General features: G+C 43.1%; 25 protein-coding genes. 9 read left to right on the plus strand and 16 right to left on the minus strand.

Annotation, left to right across the window (positions count from 1 at the left end; genetic code table 11):
* Window positions 1-29: 29 nt before the first annotated feature.
* The 7 genes from CKV74_RS00335 to CKV74_RS00365 form a co-directional block, all read right to left on the minus strand.
* Window positions 30-1763, minus strand: coding sequence for a protein-disulfide reductase DsbD (locus CKV74_RS00335; RefSeq protein WP_095176596.1), 1734 nt, complete (start codon window positions 1761-1763; stop codon window positions 30-32).
* A gap of 222 nt (window positions 1764-1985) precedes the next feature.
* On the minus strand, window positions 1986-2921 hold the full coding sequence (locus CKV74_RS00340) for a phosphatidate cytidylyltransferase (RefSeq protein ID WP_095176597.1): 936 nt from the start codon (window positions 2919-2921) through the stop codon (window positions 1986-1988).
* Window positions 2915-3574 (minus strand): lysophospholipid acyltransferase family protein, encoded by a 660-nt coding sequence (locus tag CKV74_RS00345; RefSeq protein ID WP_007241870.1) that lies wholly within the window; start codon window positions 3572-3574, stop codon window positions 2915-2917. Before CKV74_RS00345 ends, CKV74_RS00340 begins: the two co-directional genes overlap by 7 nt.
* A gap of 8 nt (window positions 3575-3582) precedes the next feature.
* Entirely contained in the window at window positions 3583-3936 is a 354-nt protein-coding gene (locus CKV74_RS00350; RefSeq protein WP_007241752.1) for a hypothetical protein, read from the minus strand.
* Window positions 3911-5227 (minus strand): phosphatase PAP2/dual specificity phosphatase family protein, encoded by a 1317-nt coding sequence (locus CKV74_RS00355; RefSeq protein ID WP_095176598.1) that lies wholly within the window; start codon window positions 5225-5227, stop codon window positions 3911-3913. The genes CKV74_RS00350 and CKV74_RS00355 overlap by 26 nt, the downstream gene beginning before the upstream one ends.
* Entirely contained in the window at window positions 5227-6969 is a 1743-nt protein-coding gene (locus CKV74_RS00360; protein ID WP_007241700.1) for a bifunctional alpha/beta hydrolase/class I SAM-dependent methyltransferase, read from the minus strand. The genes CKV74_RS00355 and CKV74_RS00360 overlap by 1 nt, the downstream gene beginning before the upstream one ends.
* A 2-nt stretch (window positions 6970-6971) precedes the next feature.
* Entirely contained in the window at window positions 6972-7583 is a 612-nt protein-coding gene (locus CKV74_RS00365; protein ID WP_007241794.1) for a CDP-alcohol phosphatidyltransferase family protein, read from the minus strand.
* Window positions 7584-7887: 304 nt separating this feature from the next.
* Here CKV74_RS00365 and arcA point away from each other — a divergent pair, with 304 nt between their 5' ends.
* Both arcA and smpB read left to right on the plus strand, forming a co-directional pair.
* Window positions 7888-8595, plus strand: a complete 708-nt coding sequence (arcA, locus tag CKV74_RS00370) for a two-component system response regulator ArcA (protein WP_095176599.1) — start codon at window positions 7888-7890, stop codon at window positions 8593-8595.
* Between the two features lie 115 nt (window positions 8596-8710).
* Window positions 8711-9193, plus strand: a complete 483-nt coding sequence (gene smpB / locus CKV74_RS00375) for an SsrA-binding protein SmpB (protein ID WP_007241839.1) — start codon at window positions 8711-8713, stop codon at window positions 9191-9193.
* A gap of 37 nt (window positions 9194-9230) precedes the next feature.
* On the opposite strand, the gene tadA is transcribed toward smpB, so the two are convergent.
* From tadA to ampD, 7 genes are all read right to left on the minus strand, one after another.
* Window positions 9231-9701: a tRNA adenosine(34) deaminase TadA gene (gene tadA, locus CKV74_RS00380; protein WP_094188627.1), complete on the minus strand. Its 471-nt coding sequence runs from the start codon at window positions 9699-9701 to the stop codon at window positions 9231-9233.
* Between the two features lie 114 nt (window positions 9702-9815).
* A complete protein-coding gene (locus tag CKV74_RS00385) occupies window positions 9816-10667 on the minus strand; it encodes a thymidylate synthase (protein WP_007241538.1) in 852 nt (283 codons plus the stop codon).
* A gap of 12 nt (window positions 10668-10679) precedes the next feature.
* The gene (lgt, locus tag CKV74_RS00390; protein ID WP_007241655.1) at window positions 10680-11489 is read right to left on the minus strand and encodes a prolipoprotein diacylglyceryl transferase; all 810 of its coding nucleotides are present in this window, start codon (window positions 11487-11489) and stop codon (window positions 10680-10682) included.
* Between the two features lie 8 nt (window positions 11490-11497).
* Complete coding sequence (locus CKV74_RS00395; protein WP_007241724.1) at window positions 11498-12292, minus strand: sulfite exporter TauE/SafE family protein; 795 nt, start codon at window positions 12290-12292, stop codon at window positions 11498-11500.
* Window positions 12292-12876 carry an RNA pyrophosphohydrolase gene (rppH, locus tag CKV74_RS00400; protein WP_007241732.1) on the minus strand — a complete coding sequence of 195 codons (585 nt, stop codon included), beginning with the start codon at window positions 12874-12876 and terminating at the stop codon, window positions 12292-12294. The genes CKV74_RS00395 and rppH overlap by 1 nt, the downstream gene beginning before the upstream one ends.
* Window positions 12877-13038: 162 nt before the next feature.
* The gene (locus tag CKV74_RS10615; protein ID WP_269457018.1) at window positions 13039-13173 is read right to left on the minus strand and encodes a hypothetical protein; all 135 of its coding nucleotides are present in this window, start codon (window positions 13171-13173) and stop codon (window positions 13039-13041) included.
* 169 nt (window positions 13174-13342) lie between these two features.
* Window positions 13343-13891, minus strand: coding sequence for a 1,6-anhydro-N-acetylmuramyl-L-alanine amidase AmpD (gene ampD, locus CKV74_RS00405; RefSeq protein WP_007241547.1), 549 nt, complete (start codon window positions 13889-13891; stop codon window positions 13343-13345).
* Between the two features lie 127 nt (window positions 13892-14018).
* Between ampD and ppdD the strand changes: the two genes are divergently transcribed.
* From ppdD to CKV74_RS00440, 7 genes are read left to right on the plus strand one after another with little or no spacing between them, the layout of a single operon-like run.
* On the plus strand, window positions 14019-14468 hold the full coding sequence (ppdD, locus tag CKV74_RS00410; RefSeq protein ID WP_007241769.1) for a prepilin peptidase-dependent pilin: 450 nt from the start codon (window positions 14019-14021) through the stop codon (window positions 14466-14468).
* Window positions 14468-15838 (plus strand): GspE/PulE family protein, encoded by a 1371-nt coding sequence (locus CKV74_RS00415; protein ID WP_007241714.1) that lies wholly within the window; start codon window positions 14468-14470, stop codon window positions 15836-15838. Before ppdD ends, CKV74_RS00415 begins: the two co-directional genes overlap by 1 nt.
* Window positions 15838-17058: a type II secretion system F family protein gene (locus CKV74_RS00420; RefSeq protein WP_095176600.1), complete on the plus strand. Its 1221-nt coding sequence runs from the start codon at window positions 15838-15840 to the stop codon at window positions 17056-17058. The genes CKV74_RS00415 and CKV74_RS00420 overlap by 1 nt, the downstream gene beginning before the upstream one ends.
* Window positions 17055-17723 carry a prepilin peptidase gene (locus tag CKV74_RS00425; RefSeq protein ID WP_007241801.1) on the plus strand — a complete coding sequence of 223 codons (669 nt, stop codon included), beginning with the start codon at window positions 17055-17057 and terminating at the stop codon, window positions 17721-17723. Before CKV74_RS00420 ends, CKV74_RS00425 begins: the two co-directional genes overlap by 4 nt.
* A 60-nt stretch (window positions 17724-17783) precedes the next feature.
* Window positions 17784-18419, plus strand: a complete 636-nt coding sequence (gene coaE, locus CKV74_RS00430; RefSeq protein WP_007241821.1) for a dephospho-CoA kinase — start codon at window positions 17784-17786, stop codon at window positions 18417-18419.
* On the plus strand, window positions 18412-18618 hold the full coding sequence (yacG, locus tag CKV74_RS00435) for a DNA gyrase inhibitor YacG (RefSeq protein ID WP_007241731.1): 207 nt from the start codon (window positions 18412-18414) through the stop codon (window positions 18616-18618). Before coaE ends, yacG begins: the two co-directional genes overlap by 8 nt.
* A complete protein-coding gene (locus CKV74_RS00440; RefSeq protein ID WP_095176601.1) occupies window positions 18615-18875 on the plus strand; it encodes a GNAT family N-acetyltransferase in 261 nt (86 codons plus the stop codon). Before yacG ends, CKV74_RS00440 begins: the two co-directional genes overlap by 4 nt.
* 142 nt (window positions 18876-19017) lie before the next feature.
* On the opposite strand, the gene cgtA is transcribed toward CKV74_RS00440, so the two are convergent.
* Together cgtA and clpB are read right to left on the minus strand one after the other, a co-directional pair.
* Entirely contained in the window at window positions 19018-20187 is a 1170-nt protein-coding gene (gene cgtA / locus CKV74_RS00445) for an Obg family GTPase CgtA (protein WP_007241610.1), read from the minus strand.
* Window positions 20188-20376: 189 nt separating this feature from the next.
* Window positions 20377-22947, minus strand: coding sequence for an ATP-dependent chaperone ClpB (gene clpB / locus CKV74_RS00450; RefSeq protein WP_007241717.1), 2571 nt, complete (start codon window positions 22945-22947; stop codon window positions 20377-20379).
* Window positions 22948-23061 lie beyond the last annotated feature (114 nt).

Raw genomic sequence — 23061 nt, forward strand, 5'->3', positions numbered from 1 at the left:
GACTTTTTACCGGTACGAAATAATTTACTCTAATGACGAATTTTCTCTAACCATTGCAGAAAATCAGAGGGTGGCATAAAGCCGGTAATTCGAGCATTTTTCAGCTCATTTCCTTGCTGATCAAAAAACAGAATCGTCGGTAAGCCCAATACCTGATACTGCGCCATTAACGCCTGATTTTCCGGTGAGTTTTGTGTCATATCCACCTGCAATAACAATACCTCTTCAAAGGCCTGTTGCACCGCGGGATCATTGAAGGTTTGATGGTCGAACTCCTTACAAGCCACACACCAATCTGCATATAAATCTAACATCACCAAAGGTTTGCTATTGTCCGCCAGCGCCTGCTGGAGTTCGGCTGTATTATGAATACGTTTAAAAACTGCCTGCGCGTTCTTTGGCTGCATAGCTTCAGTTCCCCACAACCATTGTTGTAACGGTTGCACACACACCATCGCCGCACCGAAAAACACAATTCGCGCTAGCTGACCAATGCCTTGTTTTGGCATTTGTAGAGCAAACCACACAAAAAAAGCAGTGCCTAATAAGGCCCATAAACGTGGAGCCCAAATTTCCGGCAAAATGCGAGAAAGCAAAAAGACCGGCAAAGCTAACATCACAAAACCAAATAACTTCTTCACGGTTTCCATCCACATACCTGATTTTGGCAAGATTTTATTACCAAATAAGGTGATTAGGATTAATGGCACGCCCATACCCAGCGCTAATAAATACAAGGTTAGTGCTCCGGTTAATAGATCTCCGCTTTGAGCAACATACAGCAAGGCTCCGGATAACGGCGCTGAAGTACAAGGTGAAGCTACCAGCCCGGCAATCATGCCCATGAGGAAAACGCCGCCGAATGCACCGGCCTGTTGACGCTGGCTTAATAAGGTTAGTTTGGTCTGCCAGCTTGCCGGTAATTGCAGATTAAACAGACCAAACATGGATAAGGCCAATAAGACGAAAATGACGGAAAGCCCAATCATCACCGCTGGATGTTGTAGAGCAACTTGGAATGGCAAACCAATTGCCGCCACCACTAAACCGAGCAAAGTATAGGTAAGCGCCATTCCTTGCACATATACCACGCTTAACCCCAATGCCCGCCACATATTCGGCCGTTGTTGACTACCAATCACGATGGCCGATAACAATGGCAACATCGGTAGCACGCAAGGGGTGAATGCCAAGCCGAGTCCTAATAGGAAGAACCCCAAAATCGCCCATTTACTTTGATTTAATTCGGCCGCCAAACGCTCTTGTTGGGAGGCTGGCATAACATTGCTTGCCTTGTTGTCTTGGCTTAACGGTATTTGAGCTACAGGAAGGTTTACCACATCAAATTCTTTGGTTTCCGGCGGGTAACAAAATCCTTCGGTACACCCCTGATAAGTTACTTCCAAACGACTATTGGCAGCCAACGGTGGCTGTATAACACGCACTTCAGCATCAAATCCCTGATTGAAGATAAAGGTTTGACCAAAATAGGGATCTTGATAACTCTTAGGTTCTTGAGAAAAAACAGGGGCGCTTAAGACATTTTCTTGATCGACCAAGCGAATTTGAATTTTATCCCGATACAAATAATAACCTTCAGCTACTTGCCAATGCAGTAATAACGCCTCTTGCTGAGCCGTTTGCTGAACCGATAATTGAAATGCGTCATCTACTTTTAAAAAGTTACTACCACGCTCAAAAAGAGCGCTTTGCGCTGTTAGTGTAAAAAAGCAAAACAGCAAAAAAGAAAAAACTCGTTGCATAGGACTGAAAAGAAGTTAGCAAAATGGCGCAAATTCTAGCACAAGTTTACCAATAACAAGGTTGAATTTTTATATTTGACTTCGTCATATCACCTATCACATGCAATAACGATTCAACCAAGACTTGCTACATTGATTATTTCTGTGCAAATAAAAAGAGAAAATGTACTTCCATTTTCCCTTTATATTTTAATTAAAGACTACCTGTTGTATCGTCTATGCTTATCCATTCCAAAAATAGCGAATGATATGGAAGAAAATCGGTGCTGAGAAACAAACAGAATCCATACGATCCAGCATGCCACCATGTCCGTTGATCATTTTACCCCAGTCTTTTACCCCATGATCACGCTTAATGGCAGACATCACTAAACCGCCTAAAAAGCCCATGACGCAGACGATAAAACCAATTAATCCGGCTTGCCAATAAGTAAATGGTGTGATCGGAGCCATTAACATTGCGACTAAAGTCGCAGAAAGAATCCCGCCGACCGTACCGGAAATTGTTTTTGAAGGAGAAAGACTTGGCATAATTTTGGGGCCGCCAATCAATTTCCCCCAAATATATTGCAACACATCACTAGATTGCACGGTCGCAATCATAAAGATCAAGAGCAGCATATTGTTTTCATTAGCAAAACCATCCAAGTTAAGGAATAACAATGCCGGTACATGTGAAATACAGAAAATACAAATCATCGTCATCCATTGGGTTTTGGCCGTACGGGCAAGAAATTGCTCGGTATTGCCACTGAGGCTGCCAACAATCGGCAATAACAAAAAGCCGTAAACCGGAATAAAGATGGAGAACATGCCATACCACTGCATGAGTACAAAACAGTACTGAATTGGTAACAATAGATAAAAACAGGTCACCATACTGTAATAATCACAGCTCTTGCGATAAATCACGGTCATAAATTCCCGCAATGCCATAAACGAAATCAGGAAAAATAAAATAGTTGCACCAATTCTGCCAAATAGGAACGCGATAAATAATACGCCTGTCATAACCCACCAAGCGTTGATGCGCGCAACCAAGTTAGTAATCGTGCTATTTTCCTCACCATATTTCTGGGCTAGCAGTTTGCCGATAGTGCTTGCGACAATTAACAAACCGAATACTACGGCAAAAATAAGATTGGTTTGAGTTAACATTTTTCACTCTCCTTTTTTGCATTCGGATTTAAAGCTAACAACGCATTGCGTGTACGCTCCAGAAAAGTATGCTTTTCTTCGTTTTCTATCAATTTTAACGGTTCACCAATATGTACATCACACAATAATGGAATCGGTAGCCACTTCCCTTTCGGCAGCACTCGGCTAATGTTATCAATCCAAATTGGTACAAATTCAATATCCGGATTTTGTTGCGCGAGATGATAAATACCAGATTTAAAGGGCAATAATTGCTGGGTTTCATCAGTATTTCGAGTCCCCTCAGGGAATAAGATCAATGAATGTTCCATTAAGGCATCACTCATCGTTTGAATAGCCTGTTCAGGATGATCACTTTGACGGGAAATTAGTACACCATTAAATACCTGGCGGATAATGAAACGACGTAAACTATTTTTCTGCCAATATTCTGCAGCGGCTACCGGGCGAGTAACCATCCGCCATACTTGCGGAAGCGACACCCACACCAACATAAAATCACCGTGGCTACTATGATTGGCGTAATAAACCTTGTTCTTCGGGGAAAACTGAAACTGCTTTTCCGATTGTGGGCGAATCCCTGTGATAAAGGACACGAAAAAACATAATCCGCCATCAATCAGTCGTGCGAATAAGCGTGAGAAAAATTGCATAATTACTCCTAAATAAGCCACAACCCCAGCTGAGCCATAGTGGCAAAGAAAGCTTTATACCACAAGTGAATCGAGCCTTTAGCACGTTCTGTGACACTACGTGCCTTGGTCTGTTTTAGCAAGCCTAATGTAACCAAAGTACGATCAAATTCGTTGAAATTTTGACTATTGGCAAAAATACGTTGGTCGAAATCAAGGCGAATATGCAAATAAAGCAAAGCTACCGCTAATAACAGATTGAAAACAATACAATGCTCTTTAATTAGGCTTGCTATCAACAAAACTAAATTTAGCACCGCCATATAACGTGCGGTCGCCAAAAAATGTGCGGTTGTTTTAATTGTAATTTGTTCCAGTTCCATTTTTTGTCTCTATATGAAATTGCTGACTTGCCAGTTCAATCCGCTCGCAAACAATGTGAGAAATTGCCATTTTCGGACGAACACGCTTAACGGTATTAATTGCTTGTTCTAGGTTTGGCTCTCTGCCGGTGGCAAGCAGCCATGTCAGCACTACCGCGACACTACGCCCATACCCCAATGCGCAAGCTACTAGCACTCGTGAGTTTTCAGCCTGCAAGCGGTCTAATTTACGAGCAGCTTGGCAAAGTTCATTGATACTTGGCGGCACCAAATCGAGCATTAAGGCTTGTTCATAAACAGAAGGCAGTTCGCGACAAGGAAGTTCTGCACAGCAATCCAATAGCGCATCAAACTGACGGCTTACGACAATACTGCCCACAAAAACGCCATCACAGACGACCGCACTTTTTGCCTTGCCTTGCAACCAATACACAATATTTAATCTTGCCCCCAGTAGATAAGGCAAACATAAAGCGATACTGCCTGCCGTCAATTTTCCGTTTGACTGTTTTTGAAAAATTGCCACACCTCGCCAATAAGCCATTGCAACCAAGCCAAGCGCTATTGCAGCCCATAAGCACCAAAGCCATCCCCCACCTAAGCAAGCAAGCCCAATACAAACTATTGCGCCAAGCAAATAAAAGCGGATCAATCGATAGTGAGAAGCGGTCAGATTTTGTGAAGATTTTGCAAAAATCGGAGAAGGTTGTTTTTCCGGTAGCAACCACAACACGCCAAAACCAGCAACAGCACCCGTAGGTAAATCTAAAAAATGATGCTGGTAGGTGGTTAAAATCGAAAGCGCAATTAGCCCAAACCATAGGCAAAGTGGTATTCGCCATTTCGGAAAATGACGCCAATAAAACGCACCAACTACAATAGTTAAAATAATGTGTAAGGAGGGGGCCTGATTATAGGGCTGGTCAAAACCCGCTAACGACTCAAATAAAAACCCTGCAACGCCCGAAGTTTCGGGTTTCTGCCACGTTATTTGTAACGGGAAAAGCAAAAATCCCGATACGGCAATTGCCTGAGCAAGCAATAATCGAGCAACATAATGGCGTAGCTGTGTGCGATTTCGGCTCAGAAAAAAAACCAAGGCATACAGCAAATTCAACGACCAATAAGGCACGATTGTCCATGCTACAAATGGAATATGTTGCTCCCAAGCAAACACTATTTCCGGTACATTCTCACGCAATGCGGTGAGATAGTTCGTCAAACCGTAGCTGACATAGAACAATACACCGACACCGAGCAGATACCCCAAGCGGGTTTTGTTATTTAGCATTAAATTTTAACCGCTAGACTAACGGTAAAAATGCCATCTTCATCAATCCATTGGTGGATTTTTCTAAAACCGGCTTTTTCTACCAATTGATCCATTTCTTGCTGACTACGACGGCGCATGACCCAATTCGGGCTTCCCTCTTTGTGACTAGTTAAGCAACGGGCAATCAATTCCAATTGTGGATGCCAAGGCTGTCCGGTATAAATCAGATAGCCGCCAGTCTCAATTGCTGTCCCGAAACCATTGAGAGAATGCATAATCAAATCATTATTGGCAAACAGTTCATGTAAGCCTGAAACGATCCCCAAGGTTGGACGAGGGGTTAATGCTTGGTAATTAGCAGGATCAAAAGCATTCACTTCATCAAAGGAAACAATCTCTTGCAAGCCTCGCTCAGCAATCAACTTACGTCCGGCAGCGACATTAATTGGGCTGTAATCACGCAAACGCACCGAATCCGGATGATTTTCGGCAGTTAATGCATCCAACACGTAACGCCCGTGCCCAGAGGCAATATCCAATACATCAATTGGTTTCCCCGCCTCACGCAATTTAGCCATTGCTAGACTAATTGCCTTGGCGATATTCGCTTTACGTTGACGAATACCCTGCCAGCCTATGGCATTTAAATAATTTTTATCGACCAATCGCCCAAAAGCATTCGTGCCTTGTGGCTGGTTTTGATAGACATAATCCAAAGTACTACCGGAATCGTAGCCCGTTTCTTGACCAATACGTAATCCCTCGCTCCAACGTGAACCTAGCTTCATCAATGCACGATAACTAGCCCAAAATAATCCACGTGGTGAATAAGGTGATAGTGGCGTGGCTAATTCATCCGCCTCTACCCGACTTGGACCGGCAATATGGGCTTGAGTACAATCGATAGTTTGTAATGGCGCCTCAAAGCGTTCACGAATAAAACGTCGCATTGGCTCAAACACAAGGTGATTATTCTGTTCGCCTAAAGTATCGTGATAAAAACCCGACATCACATGGCGTTCTTTGATGTGACTGCCGAGGTGATTATAAAAATCATGCTGTGGCTTGTGATGCACAACCCAATCGGCACCAGAAATAAAAAGTTGAATTGGCGTCGTAATCGCTTGAGCATCAGCTACCACACGTTCTGCGGCTTCATATAAGCCCAATAAAATACGGGCGGAAATCGCGCGGGTAATCAACGGATCTTGATTAAAACTCTCTTGACGCTCCTTGTTGTGAGTGAGGTAATAGGCTTTCACATAGCTATTTACAAAGAAATTGCCCTTCACTTTAGACCATAATGCCAACCCTGGGCGTGCAAAGGGCACATAAAGCTTCACTTTGAATGCTGGAGAGGCCAGCACAGCACAACGGATTTTAGGCGCATAATCATGTAACCAAGTGGACACCAATACTGCACCCACGCTTTGTGCGATCACGCAAATATTTTCCGGAGGGATTTGATATTCCTGTTCAATATGTTGCATAAAGGCTTGAATATCAGAAACCGAAGTGCCAAAACTTGGACTATCTCCGCGCTCACCAGGGCTGTTACCGTGCCCACGGGCATCCCATGCGAAATAGGCAAAATCATCAAAACCCAATTCGTCTGCCACAAACATCATTCTTCCTGAATGTTCATGCCCACGATGAAATAGCACAATCGCCTTATCATTGCTCCCATCTTTGGCAGGGCGATAACGATAAAATAATTCAGTATTATCTGCCGTTTTAAAGAATTTTTGTTGTTCAGTCATGCTTATTTTCCTTCTTCAGATATATCTAATCCCTGTTTCACACGGCGATAAGCGGTCAATATTAAAGCCAGATTTGCCAGCCAAAAGAGCCAGCTTAAATAGGTTGGCAATTCGCTGAAATAAGCATAGGCTAAGCCCAATGCACCGATTAAAAATGCACGGTCGCTTTTACCTAGCGGCCCATCATAGCGACGACCATTACCATGCACTTGTCCTAATACCCCACAAAATTCCGTCATCATCGCCAAGAAAATAAATGCAATCACCGATTCAGCGGAGAACGGTGATACAAAGGCAAAGGGTAAATAAAGGGCTGCATCGGCAACCACATCGGTAATCTCATTCAAATAGCCGCCTAAGGCAGATTTTTGATTAAACTCCCTCGCTAACATACCATCCATTGCATTCAAGGCCATGCGCAGAAATAACCAAATCGGCAACAGATAAAAAAGCTCAGAGATGGAAGCAAAAATAGTGAGAATTGCGCCTAAAATAAGCGAAAGCCCACAAGCGAAAAGCGTTACCTGATTGGCAGTAATACCGCGTTGCTCAAGGCGTTTGACTAACGGACGTAACAGGTTTTGAAAGGCAGGTTTAAGTTGGTAGATGCTCATAATTATGACCGTTTGGAATAAGGTGTTTCCATTATACTTAAATGCCTCAATTAAAACTATGCCACCCAAATAAACGCCATTGGCTCTTACTGTGTCAAATTGATCACCATCGCATTAGATTTAATCCTCGATGCTTATCAGCCAAATAGCCCAATTTTTGGCATCAGTTATAACAATAACCAAGCTCAAATTTTTTATGATTTAGATCACAAAACCACCTACAGAGCCAAATTAGCTATTGTTACGGTAATGTTACAACTATAGAATACCCCACTAGATTTATGTATATTTTAAGGAGAACCCAATGACGACTCCACAAGTGCTGATTGTTGAAGATGAGGCTGTGACCCGTAGTACGTTAAGGGGAATTTTTGAAGCCGAGGGATATGGCGTATTAGAAGCGGAAAACGGCGATGAGATGTATCATTTGCTGGCAGCTAATCGTGTGAATTTGGTGGTGATGGATATCAATCTCCCCGGCAAAAATGGGCTATTACTTGGCAGGGAACTACGCGAAAAAACGGCTCTACCATTGATTTTTCTAACCGGTCGCGATAATGAAGTCGATAAAATACTTGGACTAGAAATCGGTGCCGATGATTATTTAACCAAGCCATTCAATCCACGCGAATTAACAATCCGGGCTCGTAACTTATTACTACGTACCATGCAAAATGGCGAAAACGAAACCTATAATCGGGAAAATTATCGCTTTAACGGTTGGACATTAGATCTCAACAGCCATAATTTAATTACACCGGAAGGAGTCGAATTTAAACTTCCACGCAGTGAATTTCGCGCAATGTTGCACTTCTGTGAAAACCCGGGCAAATTGCAAACCCGTGAGGAATTATTAAAAAAAATGACCGGCCGCGAACTAAAACCACAAGATCGTACCGTCGATGTTACTATTCGTCGAATTCGCAAACATTTTGAAGATCATCCGCACACACCGGAATTAATCGCTACGGTGCACGGCGAGGGTTATCGTTTCTGTGGGGAAATCGAATAAACCGCTCCTTATTCATCGGCCGCGCAAGCGGCCTTTTTATTTACCGACAGACTCGCATTTTGCCGATGACGTAAATTAGAGTAAAATCCTCCGAAATTTTAAATAATGGATAATTATGACCAAGAAAAAAGCTAAAGTTGGCGCAAACACCATCGCATTAAACAAACGCGCGCGCCACGATTATTTTATTGAAGACGAAGTTGAAGCCGGTTTGGAGTTGCAAGGTTGGGAAGTAAAATCCATGCGCGCTGGTAAAGCTAATATCAGCGACAGTTACATTATTTTCAAAAATGGCGAGGCTTATTTATTTGGCGCGACCATTCAGCCTTTATCTCTAGCATCCACCCATGTGGTTTGCGATCCGACCCGCACCCGTAAACTGTTACTCAATAAACGCGAACTGGATAATCTTTTTGGTAAATCAGCACGTGATGGTTTTACCATCGTAGCGCTTTCCCTTTATTGGAAAGGCGCCTGGGCAAAAATTAAAATCGGTTTGGCGAAGGGTAAGAAACAACATGACAAACGCGAAGACATCAAAGAACGCGAATGGAAGTTGGATAAACAACGAATTATGAAAAATGCCAATCGCGGCTAACCAGCAATAAAAAGAGCGCTCCAAAAGGAACGCTCTTTTATTTTTGCTCTGCTAATTTAGCCTGTTTTTTTTGCTCCCGACGCTTCTGAAAAAATGCACTCAACTTTGCGCTACACTCCTCAGTCAATACACCGCCGCATACTTCTACGTTGTGATTCATTTTATAATCATCAAAAAAGTGAAAGCGTGAGCCGACTGCGCCGGTTTTATAATCTGCTGCGCCGAATACGAGGCGTTTGATGCGGCTATGTAAAATGGCACCGGCACACATGGTACAGGGTTCCAGCGTGACATACAGGGTGCAGTCTAACAGGCGATAATTGGCTATTTGGCGGGCGCCATTCCGCAATGCAACAATCTCTGCGTGGGCAGTCGGATCGTTGTGGCTAATGGATAGGTTGTAGCCTTCACCAATCACTTCTCCCTTCGCATCAACCAACACCGCTCCTACAGGAATCTCGCCCAAGGCCTCGGCTTGCTCGGCCAACGCCAGTGCTCTGCGCATCATTTGTTGATCAAATAAGCGGCTTGCTTCGTTCAAAACGCCCTACCCAAAATCAAAGTTTTTGCCAAAATACACTCTAAATCATTGATTTTATTAGAGTTGATTTTAAAATCAAATTTACACAGAAAACGGATATTTAATCGCCTCATGGCACTGGTAACCCGTCACTTTGAAATCGTCCATCGTGACCCAAGTTTCCAAGTCTTCCAAGGTTTTGATATCCGGATTAATCTCTAACTGTGGTGATGGGAATGGTTCGCGCTGCAATTGAACATCACGCATCAGCGCCAATTGGTCTTCATAAATATGTGCGTTAATGATTTTATGGAATGCTTGTCCCGGTTTTTTACCGGTAATTTGCGCCATTAAAGCCAAGAATGTGAACACTTGAATTTGATTAAAATTTAATCCTAAAGGCACATCGCAAGAACGTTGATAGCTGGTTAAATAAAGCGTATCACCTAGCAATGAAAAGGTATGGGTATGCATGCATGGACGCAAGCAGCCTAAATCAAATTCGCCCGGATTATAAAAAGTGAGAATTTCCCCACGATCATCAATTCCACGAGACAGGTTATTGACGATTTTACGCAACTGATCCAAATGACTACCATCGGGTTTACGCCAACTACGTCCCTGCACCCCATACACACGCCCCATATCATCTTCGCCTTTGCGATGCGGATTCGCTAACCAAGCGGCATTTTCATTGGCATTGGCATCCCAGGTTTTAGTGCCGAGACGACGGAAATCGGCGGCATTATCATAGCCTCGGATATACCCTAAAAATTCGGCAATCGCCGCTTTCCAATAGCTTTTTCGGGTCGTAATCAAAGGAAACTGATTATTTGCCACATCGTATTGCAAATCAGCATTAATCACTGTTAAGCAACGCTTGCCGGTACGTGCATTATCCACCCATTGACCTTCATTTACGATGCGGCGGCATAAATCCAAATATTGTTGCATGGCAGTCTCCTTTTAATTGGTTGCAATGGTTGATTGATTACGGCGATAAGCCCAAAGCATAATTAAGGCGCCACCAATGAGCATTGGTAAACAGAGCTGTTGACCGCGCGTAAGCCCTAGAAAATCGCCCACTTCCGGTTCGCGCACATATTCCACCAGAAAACGGAAGAAGCCATAGCAAACCAAAAATAATCCACTTACCGCACCCATTGGACGGGGCTTTTTAATAAATAAATTAAGAATAATAAATAACACCAAGCCTTCTAAAAATGCTTCATACAATTGTGAAGGATGACGTGGTAGAGCACTTGGATCGGTAGGGAAAATCATAGCCCAAGGAACATCAGTCACCCTTCCCCACAATTCCAAATTAATAAAGTTACCAATGCGCCCCATTCCTAAACCGAAGGGAATCAATGGCGCCACAAAATCAGCCGTCTGCCAAAAATTACGATGTTGACTACGGGATGTCCAAAGCATCGCGATAATTACCCCAATCAGTCCGCCATGGAAAGACATGCCACCTTCCCACACACGAAAGAGATATAACGGATCACGGAAAAAATCATCTAAATGATAAAACATCACATCGCCGATACGGCCACCTAAAAATACGCCCATAAAGCCGTTAAATAATAGCGTATCTACCTGCTCTACCGTCCAACCGCTATTAGGTTGACGAGAACGACCTACCGCTAACCAGCGGGCGAATAAAAAGCCTAATAAATACATTAAGCCATACCAGCGTAAACCGATACCGCTATCACCGATCGAAAAAATGACCGGATCAAAATGAGGAACATGCCAATATTGTGAATTCATAGTTATCCTTATTTAACAAACATATCGATGGCAATCACGACTAATAACAAAGCAAAGCCTTTTTTCAAGGTTGGTACCGGTAATTTTGCGGTGGCTGTTGCCCCCAACTTGGATGTGAAGAAGGAAGTTGCGGTAATTCCCAGTACAGCCGGACAATAAATATACCCTAAGGAATAATCCGGCATGGCTGGGTTATTCCAACCGCTAAGCATAAAGCTCAACATACCGGAAATGCCGAGTAACATGCCACAAAAGGCGGAGGAACCGATGGCTTTTTTCATTTCGATACCGCGCGAATTTAAAAATGGCACAATAAAACCACCACCGCCGATCCCCGCAGCACTGGATGCCATACCAATCAAAATACCGCCAATAATTGAGGATTGAAGAGTGAGAGGTTTATCAGTCGAGTTTTTCTGTTTAATTGAAAAGATCATTTTGGCAGCTAAATAAACCACCAAGCAGGCAAACAATTTTGCTGCAATATCGCGATCCAATTTACCGATAAACTGCCCGCAGATAAATACTGACAGCATGATGACCGGCGCCAGAACTTTTACAGCAGGCCACACAACATTACCTAATTTATGATGCCGTTGTGCCGAAGCAAAACCGGTGATCACTATGGTCGCGAAGGAGGTACCTAAAGCCGTTGACATCAATAGCGGCTCGGGAATCCCCATCATCGGTAATAAATACACCAAGGAAGGCACAATAATTAGCCCGCCACCAATGCCAAAAAGGCCGGCTAAAAAGCCGACCAATGCACCAAGAACTAAACAAATGAGTAAGAATGTGAGCATTACTGCCCCCGGGATTTTAATGGACGTTTAAAGGATTTGGGAGATTGATTTTTGCGTACGAAGGTATTCGGTCTTTTCGACTCAAGGTTGGGACCATCCAACTGCGGACGTTCACTAAATAATACCTGCGAAAATTCCTTCATCGCCTTACGGTAAACTTCCCTTTTAAAGGAAACCACCTGACGAACCGGATACCAAAAACTCACCCAGCGCCAACCGTCAAACTCCGGCGATTTCGTGGTATTCATATTGATATTCTTTTCGTCACCGATGAATTGTAGCAAAAACCAACGTTGCTTCTGGCCGATGCACATCGGTTTACTATCATAACGCAATAAGCGTTTAGGCAATTTATAGCGCAACCAATGTTTGGATGCGTACAGTATTTTCACCTCATTGGGTGACAATCCGACTTCCTCAAACAATTCACGATACATTGCCTGTTCGGGCGTTTCGTTATCATTAATGCCGCCTTGGGGAAATTGCCAAGAATTTTGCCCGCAGCGTTTAGCCCATAGCACCTGCCCCTTGCGATTGCAAATGACGATGCCCACATTAGGACGGTAGCCATCAAAATCGATCACTATCGTTTTACCTTAAAATCAAGAAAAAATTAGGCGCGATTGTTTCATAAAATCGCATTTTTATCAATAAAAGCCTTGTGGATAAAGCTGTGACTAAATTCCTCATAACTTTTTATTGACAAGCAAACATTACCGATAGCGCAATCTTAGGAAACCTTAAGATTATCCACAAAGACTTTCCATTTCTTCTTGTAAATTTCTTTTTAGAGGAACGTAAAGCATCGTTACATCCTCTTTTAATTGCAGTTTTTTATTATTTTTTGGCGCTTTTTTAAACGTCTGTGAGTTATGCAACATTTCTGTGGATAAAATTGTGGCTAGCCTTAAAAGGAGAAATGCATAACTTTTGAGAAGCCTTCATGAGTATTTTCAAAAAATAAAAATTAACTTATAAATCAATAAACTAGAAACTTTCCCTTGATCATTTCCATTGTGTATAAAAAGGCCCTTTTGAACTGAACATTTTTTAAGCAAGTTGGCGACGATAATAATTCCAGGCAAAAAAACGACCGGGATCGACCTTTCTGGTCGGTGCTATATCACAATGCCCAACAATTCGTTCAGGGGTTATTTTCGGATAGTAGTGCATAATATCCTTACTCAGGGCAATCAAAGCCAAATACTGCGCAACAGTAAAAGGTTGTTCATTAGAACCCTCTAACTCGATACCAATAGCAAAGTCATTACATTTTTCTCGCCCCTGAAAAGCAGAAACACCGGCATGCCAGGCTCTATCGTTAAAATTAACATATTGTGTCACTCGCCCATTACGTTCGATCAAGCAATGGGCGGATACACGCACATCAGCAATTTCAGCAAAATAAGGATGTGCCTGCGCATCCAGTTTTCCTTGAAAAAAATCATCAATATAACCTCCGCCAAACTGTTCCGGCGGTAAGCTGATGTAGTGGATCACCAATAGCGAAATATCATCGCTATCAGGACGGGCATCAAAATGCGGGGAAAGGATACGGCGGGCATTGACCAACCAACCGTTTTCGATCTTATCGCTCAATTTTTATCTCCTTAAATCATTTTTTTGCGGCAGAAATCGCAAGCTAACGAGGCTTTTCTATGTGAATTCACTTATTTAGCCACAATGATGCCGCCATTTCGGCACTATTCTAACATAAGGAAAATTTATGAAACCGAGTCTCTTTACCGCTCGCCACAAAGGCTTTACTTTAATTGAATTAATGATCGTTATTGCGATTATTGCCATTCTCGCCACAATTGCGATTCCGTCCTACCAAAATTACACTAAAAAAGCAGCTGTTTCTGAATTATTACAGGCTGCCGCTCCCTATAAAGGCGATATTGAGCTCTGCGTGTATAGCACCGGTAAAACTGCCGATTGCGATGGCGGCAAAAATGGTATTAGTAACAATCTCACCTCCGCAAAAGGCTATGTAAAAAGTATCAGTGTAAAAAGCGGTGCTATTACGGTAAACGGTAACAATAGCTTGGATGGGGTGCAATTTACTATGCAGGCAAGTGGCGACAGCAGTACCGGCGTAACTTGGACAACTACCTGTGATGCCAATAATACTCAATTATTCCCTGCCGGTTTCTGCTCCGCTAAGGGTAAATAATGTTAGCCACCGCCCAAAACGGCGCAGTTTTTGAAATTGCGCCGGAACTGCAACAACATAATCGGCAACAGCAACATTTATTGCTACGCTATTTGGCATTACCGCTCAAAGAGGATCAACAGCGCCTATGGTTAGGATTAGATTCGCTGAATAATTTGGCCGCTTGTGAAACCTTTGGTTTTCTCAGCGGTAAATTAATCGAGCCGGTTCTGCTTGATAGCGCCCAACTTAAGCGCCTATTACAATCACTAATACCGCAAAATAAACAGACTATTGAAACGGAAAATTTTTATCAGGCAGAAACCGTTAGCGAACCGCAAATCGATGAAGATGAACCGGTTATTGTGTTATTGAATCAACTGTTTGAGCGTGCGCTTACCCGAAATGCTTCGGATATTCACTTAGAACCTCAACCCCAAGGACTACAAGTTCGTCTGCGCATTGATGGCGTACTGCACAGCGAGCCCGTCATTGCCAAAAGCCTCGCACCTCGGGTCATTTCTCGCTTAAAGCTATTGGCTAAACTCAACATTAGTGAAACCCGCCTACCACAAGATGGGCGTTTTCAATTTAAAACAACCTTTGCCGATATTTTAGATTTTCGACTGTCTACGCTACCCACAAATCTGGGAGAAAAGGCAGTATTGCGGGTACAACAAAATAAACCCGTTCAGCTTCAATTTGCCGAATTGGGAATGACACAATCACAACAAAAACAATTGCGTCATGCCCTTTCCCAACCGCAGGGATTAATTCTCGTCACCGGCCCCACCGGTAGCGGCAAAAGTATTACCCTCTACACCGCACTACAATGGTTAAATACCCCGGATAAACATATTATGACGGCGGAAGATCCCATCGAAATAGAACTAGACGGCATTATTCAAAGCCAAATCAATCCACAGATTGGGCTGGATTTTTCCCGCCTATTACGAACCTTTTTACGTCAGGATCCGGACATTATTATGCTTGGAGAAATCCGTGACGAAGAAAGCGCAGCCATGGCATTACGCGCAGCCCAAACCGGGCATTTAGTACTTTCAACATTACATACCAACGATGCCCGTTCAGCAATTTCCCGTCTGCAACAATTAGGTATCGCAGAGCATGAAATCGAAAATAGTCTGTTGTTAGTCATTGCACAGCGTTTAGTGCGACGGCTTTGCCAAGAATGCCATAAACAGCTGGCAACAACTTGTGCCTGTCAGCATGGCTATAAAGGAAGAGTCGGAATTTATCAATTCTTACATTATGATGGGCGGCAATTTCATACAGATTTCCAAGATTTACGCCAAAGCGCACAACAAAAATTAGATGAAGGCATTACCGACCTAGCGGAAATCGAACGTATTCTGGGAGCTGCAGCATAATGAAAGAAAAGATTTTTTATTACCGTGCCCATAATACCTTAGGACAAGTGCAGCAAGGTAATATCATCGCCCTCAATAAAGTAATTGCCCGCCAGCGCTTAATGGACAAAGGTTTCTACCGTATTCGCCTACAACAGGACTGGCGTCTTTCCAATAAACCCCAAAATAATGAAATCTGTGCACTATTAAGCCAGTTGGCGATGCTCCTACAATCCTCTATCGAATTAAAGCATGCCCTGCATATCGCCCGAGATAATTGTAGTCAACCGGCACTTTACCGGTGGCTACAATCACTCATCGGCCATTTAGAAAGCGGCTTTTCCTTTTCGCAAGCAATTGAAGCTCAAGGTAAATACCTTGATCGCCAAGAGCTCCAATTATTACAAGCAGGTGAGTTGAGTGGTCAATTAGCGAATGTCTGCCTGCACCTTGCGGAGCATCGTAAACGCGCTTTGCTACTCCAGCATAAACTACAAAAAATTATGCTCTATCCTCTGATGGTTTTGGGTATTTCCGTGGTGCTCACAGTGATTTTATTGATTTTTGTGGTACCACAATTTGCTGCGATGTACGGTACAAACGGTAACGAGTTGCCAGCATTAACCGCATTTCTATTAGCACTATCGGAATTTATCCGGCAATACCCTATCCCTCTATTAATCTTCCCTTTACTCATCGCAATTATCTGGCGACAGGCATTACACCACTCTTTAACGCTCAATCAGTATAAAGCTCAGCTTATTGGGCAAGCACCTATTTTCGGCAAAATTATTGCGCTTTCCCGATTAGTCAAATTTTCCCATAGTCTCGCTCTCATGTTGCAATCGGGAGTCCCTTTAAATGCCGCCTTAAACAGCTTTCTAGAAATTCCTAAAAGTTGGCAAAAAAATCCGTTACAACAAGGTGATCCGGTTTTACAGCAGGAAGTACGCAATCTTTTGCAATGGGTAGAACAGGGCTATCTGTTCTCCGCCAGTGTCAGCAGTCTATTATTTCCAATGGAAGCACAACAAATGTTGGCAATTGGTGAACAAAGCGGGCATTTAGCAGAGATGCTGCAAAATATTGCGCAAGACCACCAACACAAACTGGATCACCAAATTGATCTACTCTCACAGATGCTTGAACCCTGTTTAATGCTGATTATTGGTGGGCTTATCGGGATGATTATGCTCGGTATGTATTTACCAATTTTTAATATGGGATCGATAATCCAATGATCACCTTCGCATACTTTTTTTACGGCAGTCTACTTGGTGTGATTTTATGGTGCTACATCGACGGTTTTATACCACGTTTAAGCAAGGATATTTGGCACAATTTTCATGCTCTTTTTCCCATATCTCCGCCACAAAGCTATCCCCTGCTTACAACAAAAGTTAACCCTCATTTATTGAGATATTGCCTGTTGGACGGTCTATTGGCTGGTCTACTCTATCAATACGCCGATGATCCGCTTTTTGCTGCATGGCTATTACTTGTATTCAATTTCTTATGGGCAATTTCGCTCCTGGATTGGCAATATCAATTGATTTCGCCCAATGCTTGTCTGGGGCTTTTATGTCTTGGGTTATTGGGAGCCGAATGGCAATTTTCACGGCTTTCATTATCCCAAAGCCTATACCATGCCCTGATTTTCTTTGCATTGTTTTACTGTATTTACCAATTCGCCAAATACTATTACCACCAAGAAGCCTTAGGTCGTGGCGATTATTGGCTGGCATTAGCCCTAGGCGCCTATTTACCACTCTCGGCACTCCCCTATTTTCTGCTTATTGCCTGTCTTTCCGGCATTCTTACATTACTGCTTAGCCGTCAGCATTACCTGCCTTTTGGCCCTTTCTTATGTGGTGCGATGCTGCTCACTTGGTACACTAATTTGTAAAAAAAAGCCATTTATGGCCTAATACCGCCTATTGAAAAATAAGACAAAGGCAAACATCCCTTGAATGTAAAAAAAACGACTTATGTGATCGGCCTCACTGGAGGCATTGGTAGCGGTAAAAGTACCATTGCCAATTTATTCGGCGAGCTTGGAGTTCCAATCATCGATGCGGATGTAGTCGCCCGCCAGGTTGTGGAAAAAGGCTCTCCCTTATTGGCTCAAATTGCCGAACATTTTGGTACAGAAATCTTAACGCACACAGGAGAACTGGACCGGGCACAGCTGCGCCAACGAGTCTTTCAAGATGAAACTGAGAAAAACTGGCTCAATCAGCTTCTGCATCCGGCTATTCGAACGGAAATGCTCAATCAATTATCCGCCCAACAAGCGCCCTATACGCTATTAGTCGTGCCGTTATTGATTGAAAATAAACTGACTAACCTATGCGATCGAGTGTTGGTTATTGATGTCAGCCCACAAACCCAACTCACCCGTGCAGCCCAACGCGATAATAATTCGCTTGAACAAATCCAACGGATCATGCAGAGCCAGGTATCGCAAAAGGAACGTCTGCAATGGGCCGATGACATCATCAATAACGATCGCGAATTAGCGGACAATTTTATTCATTTGCAACAAAAAGTGCTAGAATTGCACCGTTTCTATTTAACTTTGGCAGGAAAAAACAATGACTGATGATATTTTTGAAGTGCCTTGTCCCACCTGTAAGAAAAAGGTGCGTTGGACGGCTGAAAATCCCTATCGCCCATTTTGCAGTAAGCGCTGTCAGCTGATTGATTTAGGTGAATGGGCTGCAGAAGAAAAAGCGATTCCTAGCGATACCGCAGATTTCGCGATGGATCCCAATATCAGTGATGAATGGAGTGTAAAATGAATTTGCAACACCAAGATGACGGTCAACAAGGCGAATTTTTCCTGCTTGATACCCATGGCTCTAAAATTGCCCGCCTCAGTTATTTTTATGAAACTCCGCAGCGTATTAATGCCAACCATACCTTTGTAGACACTTCACTGCGTGGTCAGGGCATCGCCGATAAACTTTATCAGGCGCTAATGACCTTTATCGAACAACAAGGGCTTGAGCTGCATCCGACTTGCAGTTATATCGAAAAAAAATGGCAACGCCGTTAACCCTACGGCTATACGATGTTTTTACAACACCTCTAATAAAATCAATAACTTACAACCATTTTTAGAGAAAACTCAAAAAACTGAAGGGGCATTGGATAACAAAAAGGCGCACTCTTAGGTGCGCCTTTTACATGGACAAAAGTTATTTCTGATAAATAATCTCTACGCCTTCTTCATCTTCTTCCGACCAATCATCATCCCAATCCTCGTCATCATCAAATTGATGCTCGGCCAATTGTTCTTGATGATAGTCTTCCCATTTGAATTTCACTTCATCCACGGTTTCTTCTTGTGCTTCTTCACGCGGATTAGCTTCGATAAAGTCCATCACTTCACGACATAATTCACGCACATTTTTGCCGGTTGCAGCGGAAATCAAATGATAGCCATCTTGCCAACCTACCCGCTCAGCGATGTCCTGCGCACGTTCAGCCGCTTCTTCATCGCTCATAGTATCGATTTTGTTGAAAACCAGCCATTGTGGTTTATCGGCTAATTTTTCGCTGTATTGGAATAACTCCGATTCAATAATAGCAATATTATCCGCCGGATCACTTTCATCGATTGGCTGAATATCCACCAAATGGATTAACACGCGACATCGTTCTAAATGTTTTAAGAAGCGTGTGCCTAAGCCGGCACCATCTGCTGCACCTTCGATCAAGCCCGGAATATCCGCCACTACGAAACTATGCGCATCATCGACTTTCACCACGCCTAAGCTTGGTACCAAGGTGGTAAACGGATAGTCTGCTACCTTCGGTTTAGCGGCAGATACAGCGCGAATAAAGGTTGACTTACCGGCATTTGGCAAGCCAAGCATGCCCACATCCGCAAGCAACATCAATTCCAACAATAGATCGCGTTTTTCTCCCGGTGTCCCCATGGTTTTTTGGCGCGGTGCGCGGTTTACCGAGGATTTGAAACGGGTGTTACCTAAACCATGATAACCACCTTTAGCCACCAACATTTTTGCGCCATGCTTGGTAAGATCGCCCAATACTTCTTTGGTGTCGTTATCTACCGCACGAGTACCAACCGGTACTAATAGGGTAATATCTTTACCGCGGCGGCCGGTACAGTCGGAACTATGGCCATTTTCGCCTCGTTCGGCAGCAAAACGTTTGTTAAAACGATAGTCAATTAAGGTATTCAGGTTTTCATCGGCCATTAAATACACATCGCCGCCATCGCCACCATCGCCGCCATCCGGGCCGCCCTTCGGAATAAATTTTTCACGTCGGAAGCTGCAACAGCCGTTACCGCCATCGCCCGCTTCCACGCGGATTAATGCTTCATCAATAAATTTCATAAATATGCTGTTCCCTTGGAGAAAAATCGCGCCATTCTATCAGAACAGCGCGATCAAGTCGTGCAAAAAACCTAAACGCCCCCTAGGTTTTTCGAGTTTTTCCAAAAACATCATCTAACCCATTGATTTCATTAGATCTGTTTTCAAAACATAAAAAATGCGGCAGTTGGCCGCATTTTTTCTTCCCTATTATTGTTTGGCTTGGACTTTACCATCAGCATAATCAACGGTCACGACTTTGCCCGGCAATAATTGACCAGATAAAATTTGTTGTGCCAAGCTGTTTTCGATCTCTTGTTGGATTGCACGTTTTAATGGACGTGCCCCATAAATTGGGTCGTAACCCACTTCACCAATGAAATCTAATAACGCTTCAGTAAACACTAATTCGTAACCACGAGTTTCCATACGTTTTGCTAGACGTTCTAATTGGATGCTGGCAATCGCACGGATATTGTCTTTGCCTAGTGGGTGGAATACCACAGTCTCATCAATACGGTTGATAAATTCCGGACGGAAATGTTGGCTCACCACTGACATCACAAGGGCTTTCATTTCACCATAGCTTTCGTCTTTGCTACCTTGGATTAAATCAGAACCCAAGTTAGAGGTCATAATCACCACGGTATTACGGAAGTCCACGGTACGACCTTGACCATCGGTTAAACGACCATCATCCAATACTTGTAATAAGATGTTGAATACATCCGCATGGGCTTTTTCCACTTCATCTAACAAAATGACAGAATATGGACGACGGCGTACAGCTTCAGTTAAGTAACCACCTTCTTCATAGCCAACATAGCCTGGAGGCGCACCCACTAAACGGGATACGCTGTGTTTTTCCATAAACTCTGACATATCAATACGCACCATCGCATCTTCGCTGTCAAAGAGGAATTTCGCCAAAGTTTTGCAAAGCTCGGTTTTACCTACACCGGTCGGCCCTAAGAATAAGAAAGAACCAATTGGGCGGTTAGGATCTGAAAGCCCTGCACGGCTACGACGAATCGCGTTCGCGACGGCATCGACTGCTTCTTCTTGACCAATCACACGTTTGTGCAATTCTTCTTCCATGCGTAAGAGTTTTTCTTTCTCGCCTTCCATCATTTTAAAAACTGGAATGCCCGTTGCTTTAGAAAGCACTTCCGCAATTTCTTCGTCAGTCACACGATAACGCAATAGGCTCATTTCTTTGCCTTCGCCGGTTTCAGCGGCAGCAAGTTGTTTTTCCAATTCTGGAATACGGCCGTATTGAAGCTCAGACATTTTGCTTAAATCGCCAGCACGACGCGCTTGTTCCATTTCAGTTTTCGCTGCATCTAACGCTTGTTTGATGTGTTGAGAACCGGAAAGCGCCGCTTTTTCTGACTTCCAGACTTCTTCAAGTTCAGCATATTCACGTTCTTTGTCAGAAAGTTCTTTTTCTAACATTTCTAAACGTTTACGGCTTGCTTCGTCTTCTTCTTTTTGTAATGCCTGTTGTTCCAATTTTAATTGGATAATACGGCGTTCAAGACGATCAAGCGGCTCTGGTTTAGAGTCAATTTCCATACGGATACTCGAAGCAGCTTCATCGATTAAGTCGATGGCTTTATCCGGCAATTGACGATCGGAAATATAGCGATGTGAAAGCGTTGCTGCTGCCACGATTGCCGGGTCAGTAATATCTACATGGTGATGGATCTCATAACGCTCTTTCAAACCACGTAAGATCGCAATGGTATCTTCCACGCTTGGCTCATCTACAAAGACTTTTTGGAAACGACGTTCTAGTGCCGCATCTTTCTCGATATATTGACGATATTCGTCTAATGTGGTCGCACCCACACAGTGTAATTCACCACGCGCTAAACTTGGTTTTAATAAGTTACCTGCATCCATCGCACCGTCAGTTTTACCCGCACCAACCATGGTATGGATTTCATCAATAAAGAGGATCACGCGACCTTCTTCTTTAGCAAGCTCATTTAAAACGGCTTTTAAACGCTCTTCGAATTCACCGCGATATTTCGCACCGGCAATCAATGCACCCATATCCAAGGAAAGCACACGTTTATTTTTTAAGCCTTCCGGTACTTCACCATTGACAATACGTTGTGCCAACCCTTCCACAATAGCGGTTTTACCTACACCTGGCTCACCAATTAGCACAGGGTTGTTTTTAGTACGGCGTTGCAATACTTGAATGGCTCGACGAATTTCTTCATCACGACCAATAACCGGGTCGAGTTTGCCACTTTCAGCACGAGCTGTTAAATCAATCGTATATTTTTCAAGAGCTTGTCTGCTTTCTTCTGCATTTTGATCGTTCACGCTTTGTCCTCCGCGAATATGTTGAATCGCTTGTAAAATTTGTTCTTTTTTCGCACCACATTTTTTCAAAATGTCATTTAATGCGCCTCGCTCTTCAAGAGCGGCTAATAAGAACAATTCACTGGAAATAAATTTATCTTGTTTTTGTTGCGCTAATTTATCGCATAAATTCAATAAGTTAAGCAATTGACGAGAGATTTGTACATCACCACCATTACCGGAAACCTGTGGTAATTTATTCAACTCAGCATTTAACTCATTACGTAATAAAGCCACATTGACACCACTGGCAGTTAAAATCGGGCCAATGGAGCCATCTTGCTGATTTAACAAGGCACTCAATAAATGCACCGGTTCAATAAACTGGTTATCTTTGCCAAGTGCTAGAGATTGGGCTTCGCTTAATGCTTGTTGGAATTTAGTCGTAAATTTTTCAATATTCATACATTCACCTTCTCTTCATTTAAATCATTGGGAATATTCCCTTTACGGGGTAGTAAATAAGAGCAATTTTTAGTATTTCAAGAGAAAAAATAGACTATTTTTGATTTCTTCTAT

The sequence above is a fragment of the Haemophilus pittmaniae genome, from assembly GCF_900186995.1.
GTDB classification, from domain to species: domain Bacteria; phylum Pseudomonadota; class Gammaproteobacteria; order Enterobacterales; family Pasteurellaceae; genus Haemophilus_D; species Haemophilus_D pittmaniae.

What these genes read in the sequence shown, in the direction of transcription:
- tadA (WP_094188627.1), bottom strand. Translation starts at nt 9,701, where the DNA reads ATGATGCGCAGAGCACTGGCGTTGGCCGAGCAAGCCGAGGCCTTGGGC.
- CKV74_RS00340 (WP_095176597.1), bottom strand. Translation starts at nt 2,921, where the DNA reads ATGTTAACTCAAACCAATCTTATTTTTGCCGTAGTATTCGGTTTGTTA.
- CKV74_RS00425 (WP_007241801.1), top strand. Translation starts at nt 17,055, where the DNA reads ATGATCACCTTCGCATACTTTTTTTACGGCAGTCTACTTGGTGTGATT.
- CKV74_RS00365 (WP_007241794.1), bottom strand. Translation starts at nt 7,583, where the DNA reads ATGAGCATCTACCAACTTAAACCTGCCTTTCAAAACCTGTTACGTCCG.
- CKV74_RS00395 (WP_007241724.1), bottom strand. Translation starts at nt 12,292, where the DNA reads ATGCTCACATTCTTACTCATTTGTTTAGTTCTTGGTGCATTGGTCGGC.
- CKV74_RS00350 (WP_007241752.1), bottom strand. Translation starts at nt 3,936, where the DNA reads ATGGAACTGGAACAAATTACAATTAAAACAACCGCACATTTTTTGGCG.
- yacG (WP_007241731.1), top strand. Translation starts at nt 18,412, where the DNA reads ATGACTGATGATATTTTTGAAGTGCCTTGTCCCACCTGTAAGAAAAAG.
- CKV74_RS00355 (WP_095176598.1), bottom strand. Translation starts at nt 5,227, where the DNA reads ATGCTAAATAACAAAACCCGCTTGGGGTATCTGCTCGGTGTCGGTGTA.
- CKV74_RS00360 (WP_007241700.1), bottom strand. Translation starts at nt 6,969, where the DNA reads ATGACTGAACAACAAAAATTCTTTAAAACGGCAGATAATACTGAATTA.
- cgtA (WP_007241610.1), bottom strand. Translation starts at nt 20,187, where the DNA reads ATGAAATTTATTGATGAAGCATTAATCCGCGTGGAAGCGGGCGATGGC.
- CKV74_RS00440 (WP_095176601.1), top strand. Translation starts at nt 18,615, where the DNA reads ATGAATTTGCAACACCAAGATGACGGTCAACAAGGCGAATTTTTCCTG.
- CKV74_RS00335 (WP_095176596.1), bottom strand. Translation starts at nt 1,763, where the DNA reads ATGCAACGAGTTTTTTCTTTTTTGCTGTTTTGCTTTTTTACACTAACA.
- clpB (WP_007241717.1), bottom strand. Translation starts at nt 22,947, where the DNA reads ATGAATATTGAAAAATTTACGACTAAATTCCAACAAGCATTAAGCGAA.
- ppdD (WP_007241769.1), top strand. Translation starts at nt 14,019, where the DNA reads ATGAAACCGAGTCTCTTTACCGCTCGCCACAAAGGCTTTACTTTAATT.
- lgt (WP_007241655.1), bottom strand. Translation starts at nt 11,489, where the DNA reads ATGAATTCACAATATTGGCATGTTCCTCATTTTGATCCGGTCATTTTT.
- CKV74_RS10615 (WP_269457018.1), bottom strand. Translation starts at nt 13,173, where the DNA reads ATGTTGCATAACTCACAGACGTTTAAAAAAGCGCCAAAAAATAATAAA.
- CKV74_RS00415 (WP_007241714.1), top strand. Translation starts at nt 14,468, where the DNA reads ATGTTAGCCACCGCCCAAAACGGCGCAGTTTTTGAAATTGCGCCGGAA.
- CKV74_RS00420 (WP_095176600.1), top strand. Translation starts at nt 15,838, where the DNA reads ATGAAAGAAAAGATTTTTTATTACCGTGCCCATAATACCTTAGGACAA.
- CKV74_RS00385 (WP_007241538.1), bottom strand. Translation starts at nt 10,667, where the DNA reads ATGCAACAATATTTGGATTTATGCCGCCGCATCGTAAATGAAGGTCAA.
- arcA (WP_095176599.1), top strand. Translation starts at nt 7,888, where the DNA reads ATGACGACTCCACAAGTGCTGATTGTTGAAGATGAGGCTGTGACCCGT.
- CKV74_RS00345 (WP_007241870.1), bottom strand. Translation starts at nt 3,574, where the DNA reads ATGCAATTTTTCTCACGCTTATTCGCACGACTGATTGATGGCGGATTA.
- smpB (WP_007241839.1), top strand. Translation starts at nt 8,711, where the DNA reads ATGACCAAGAAAAAAGCTAAAGTTGGCGCAAACACCATCGCATTAAAC.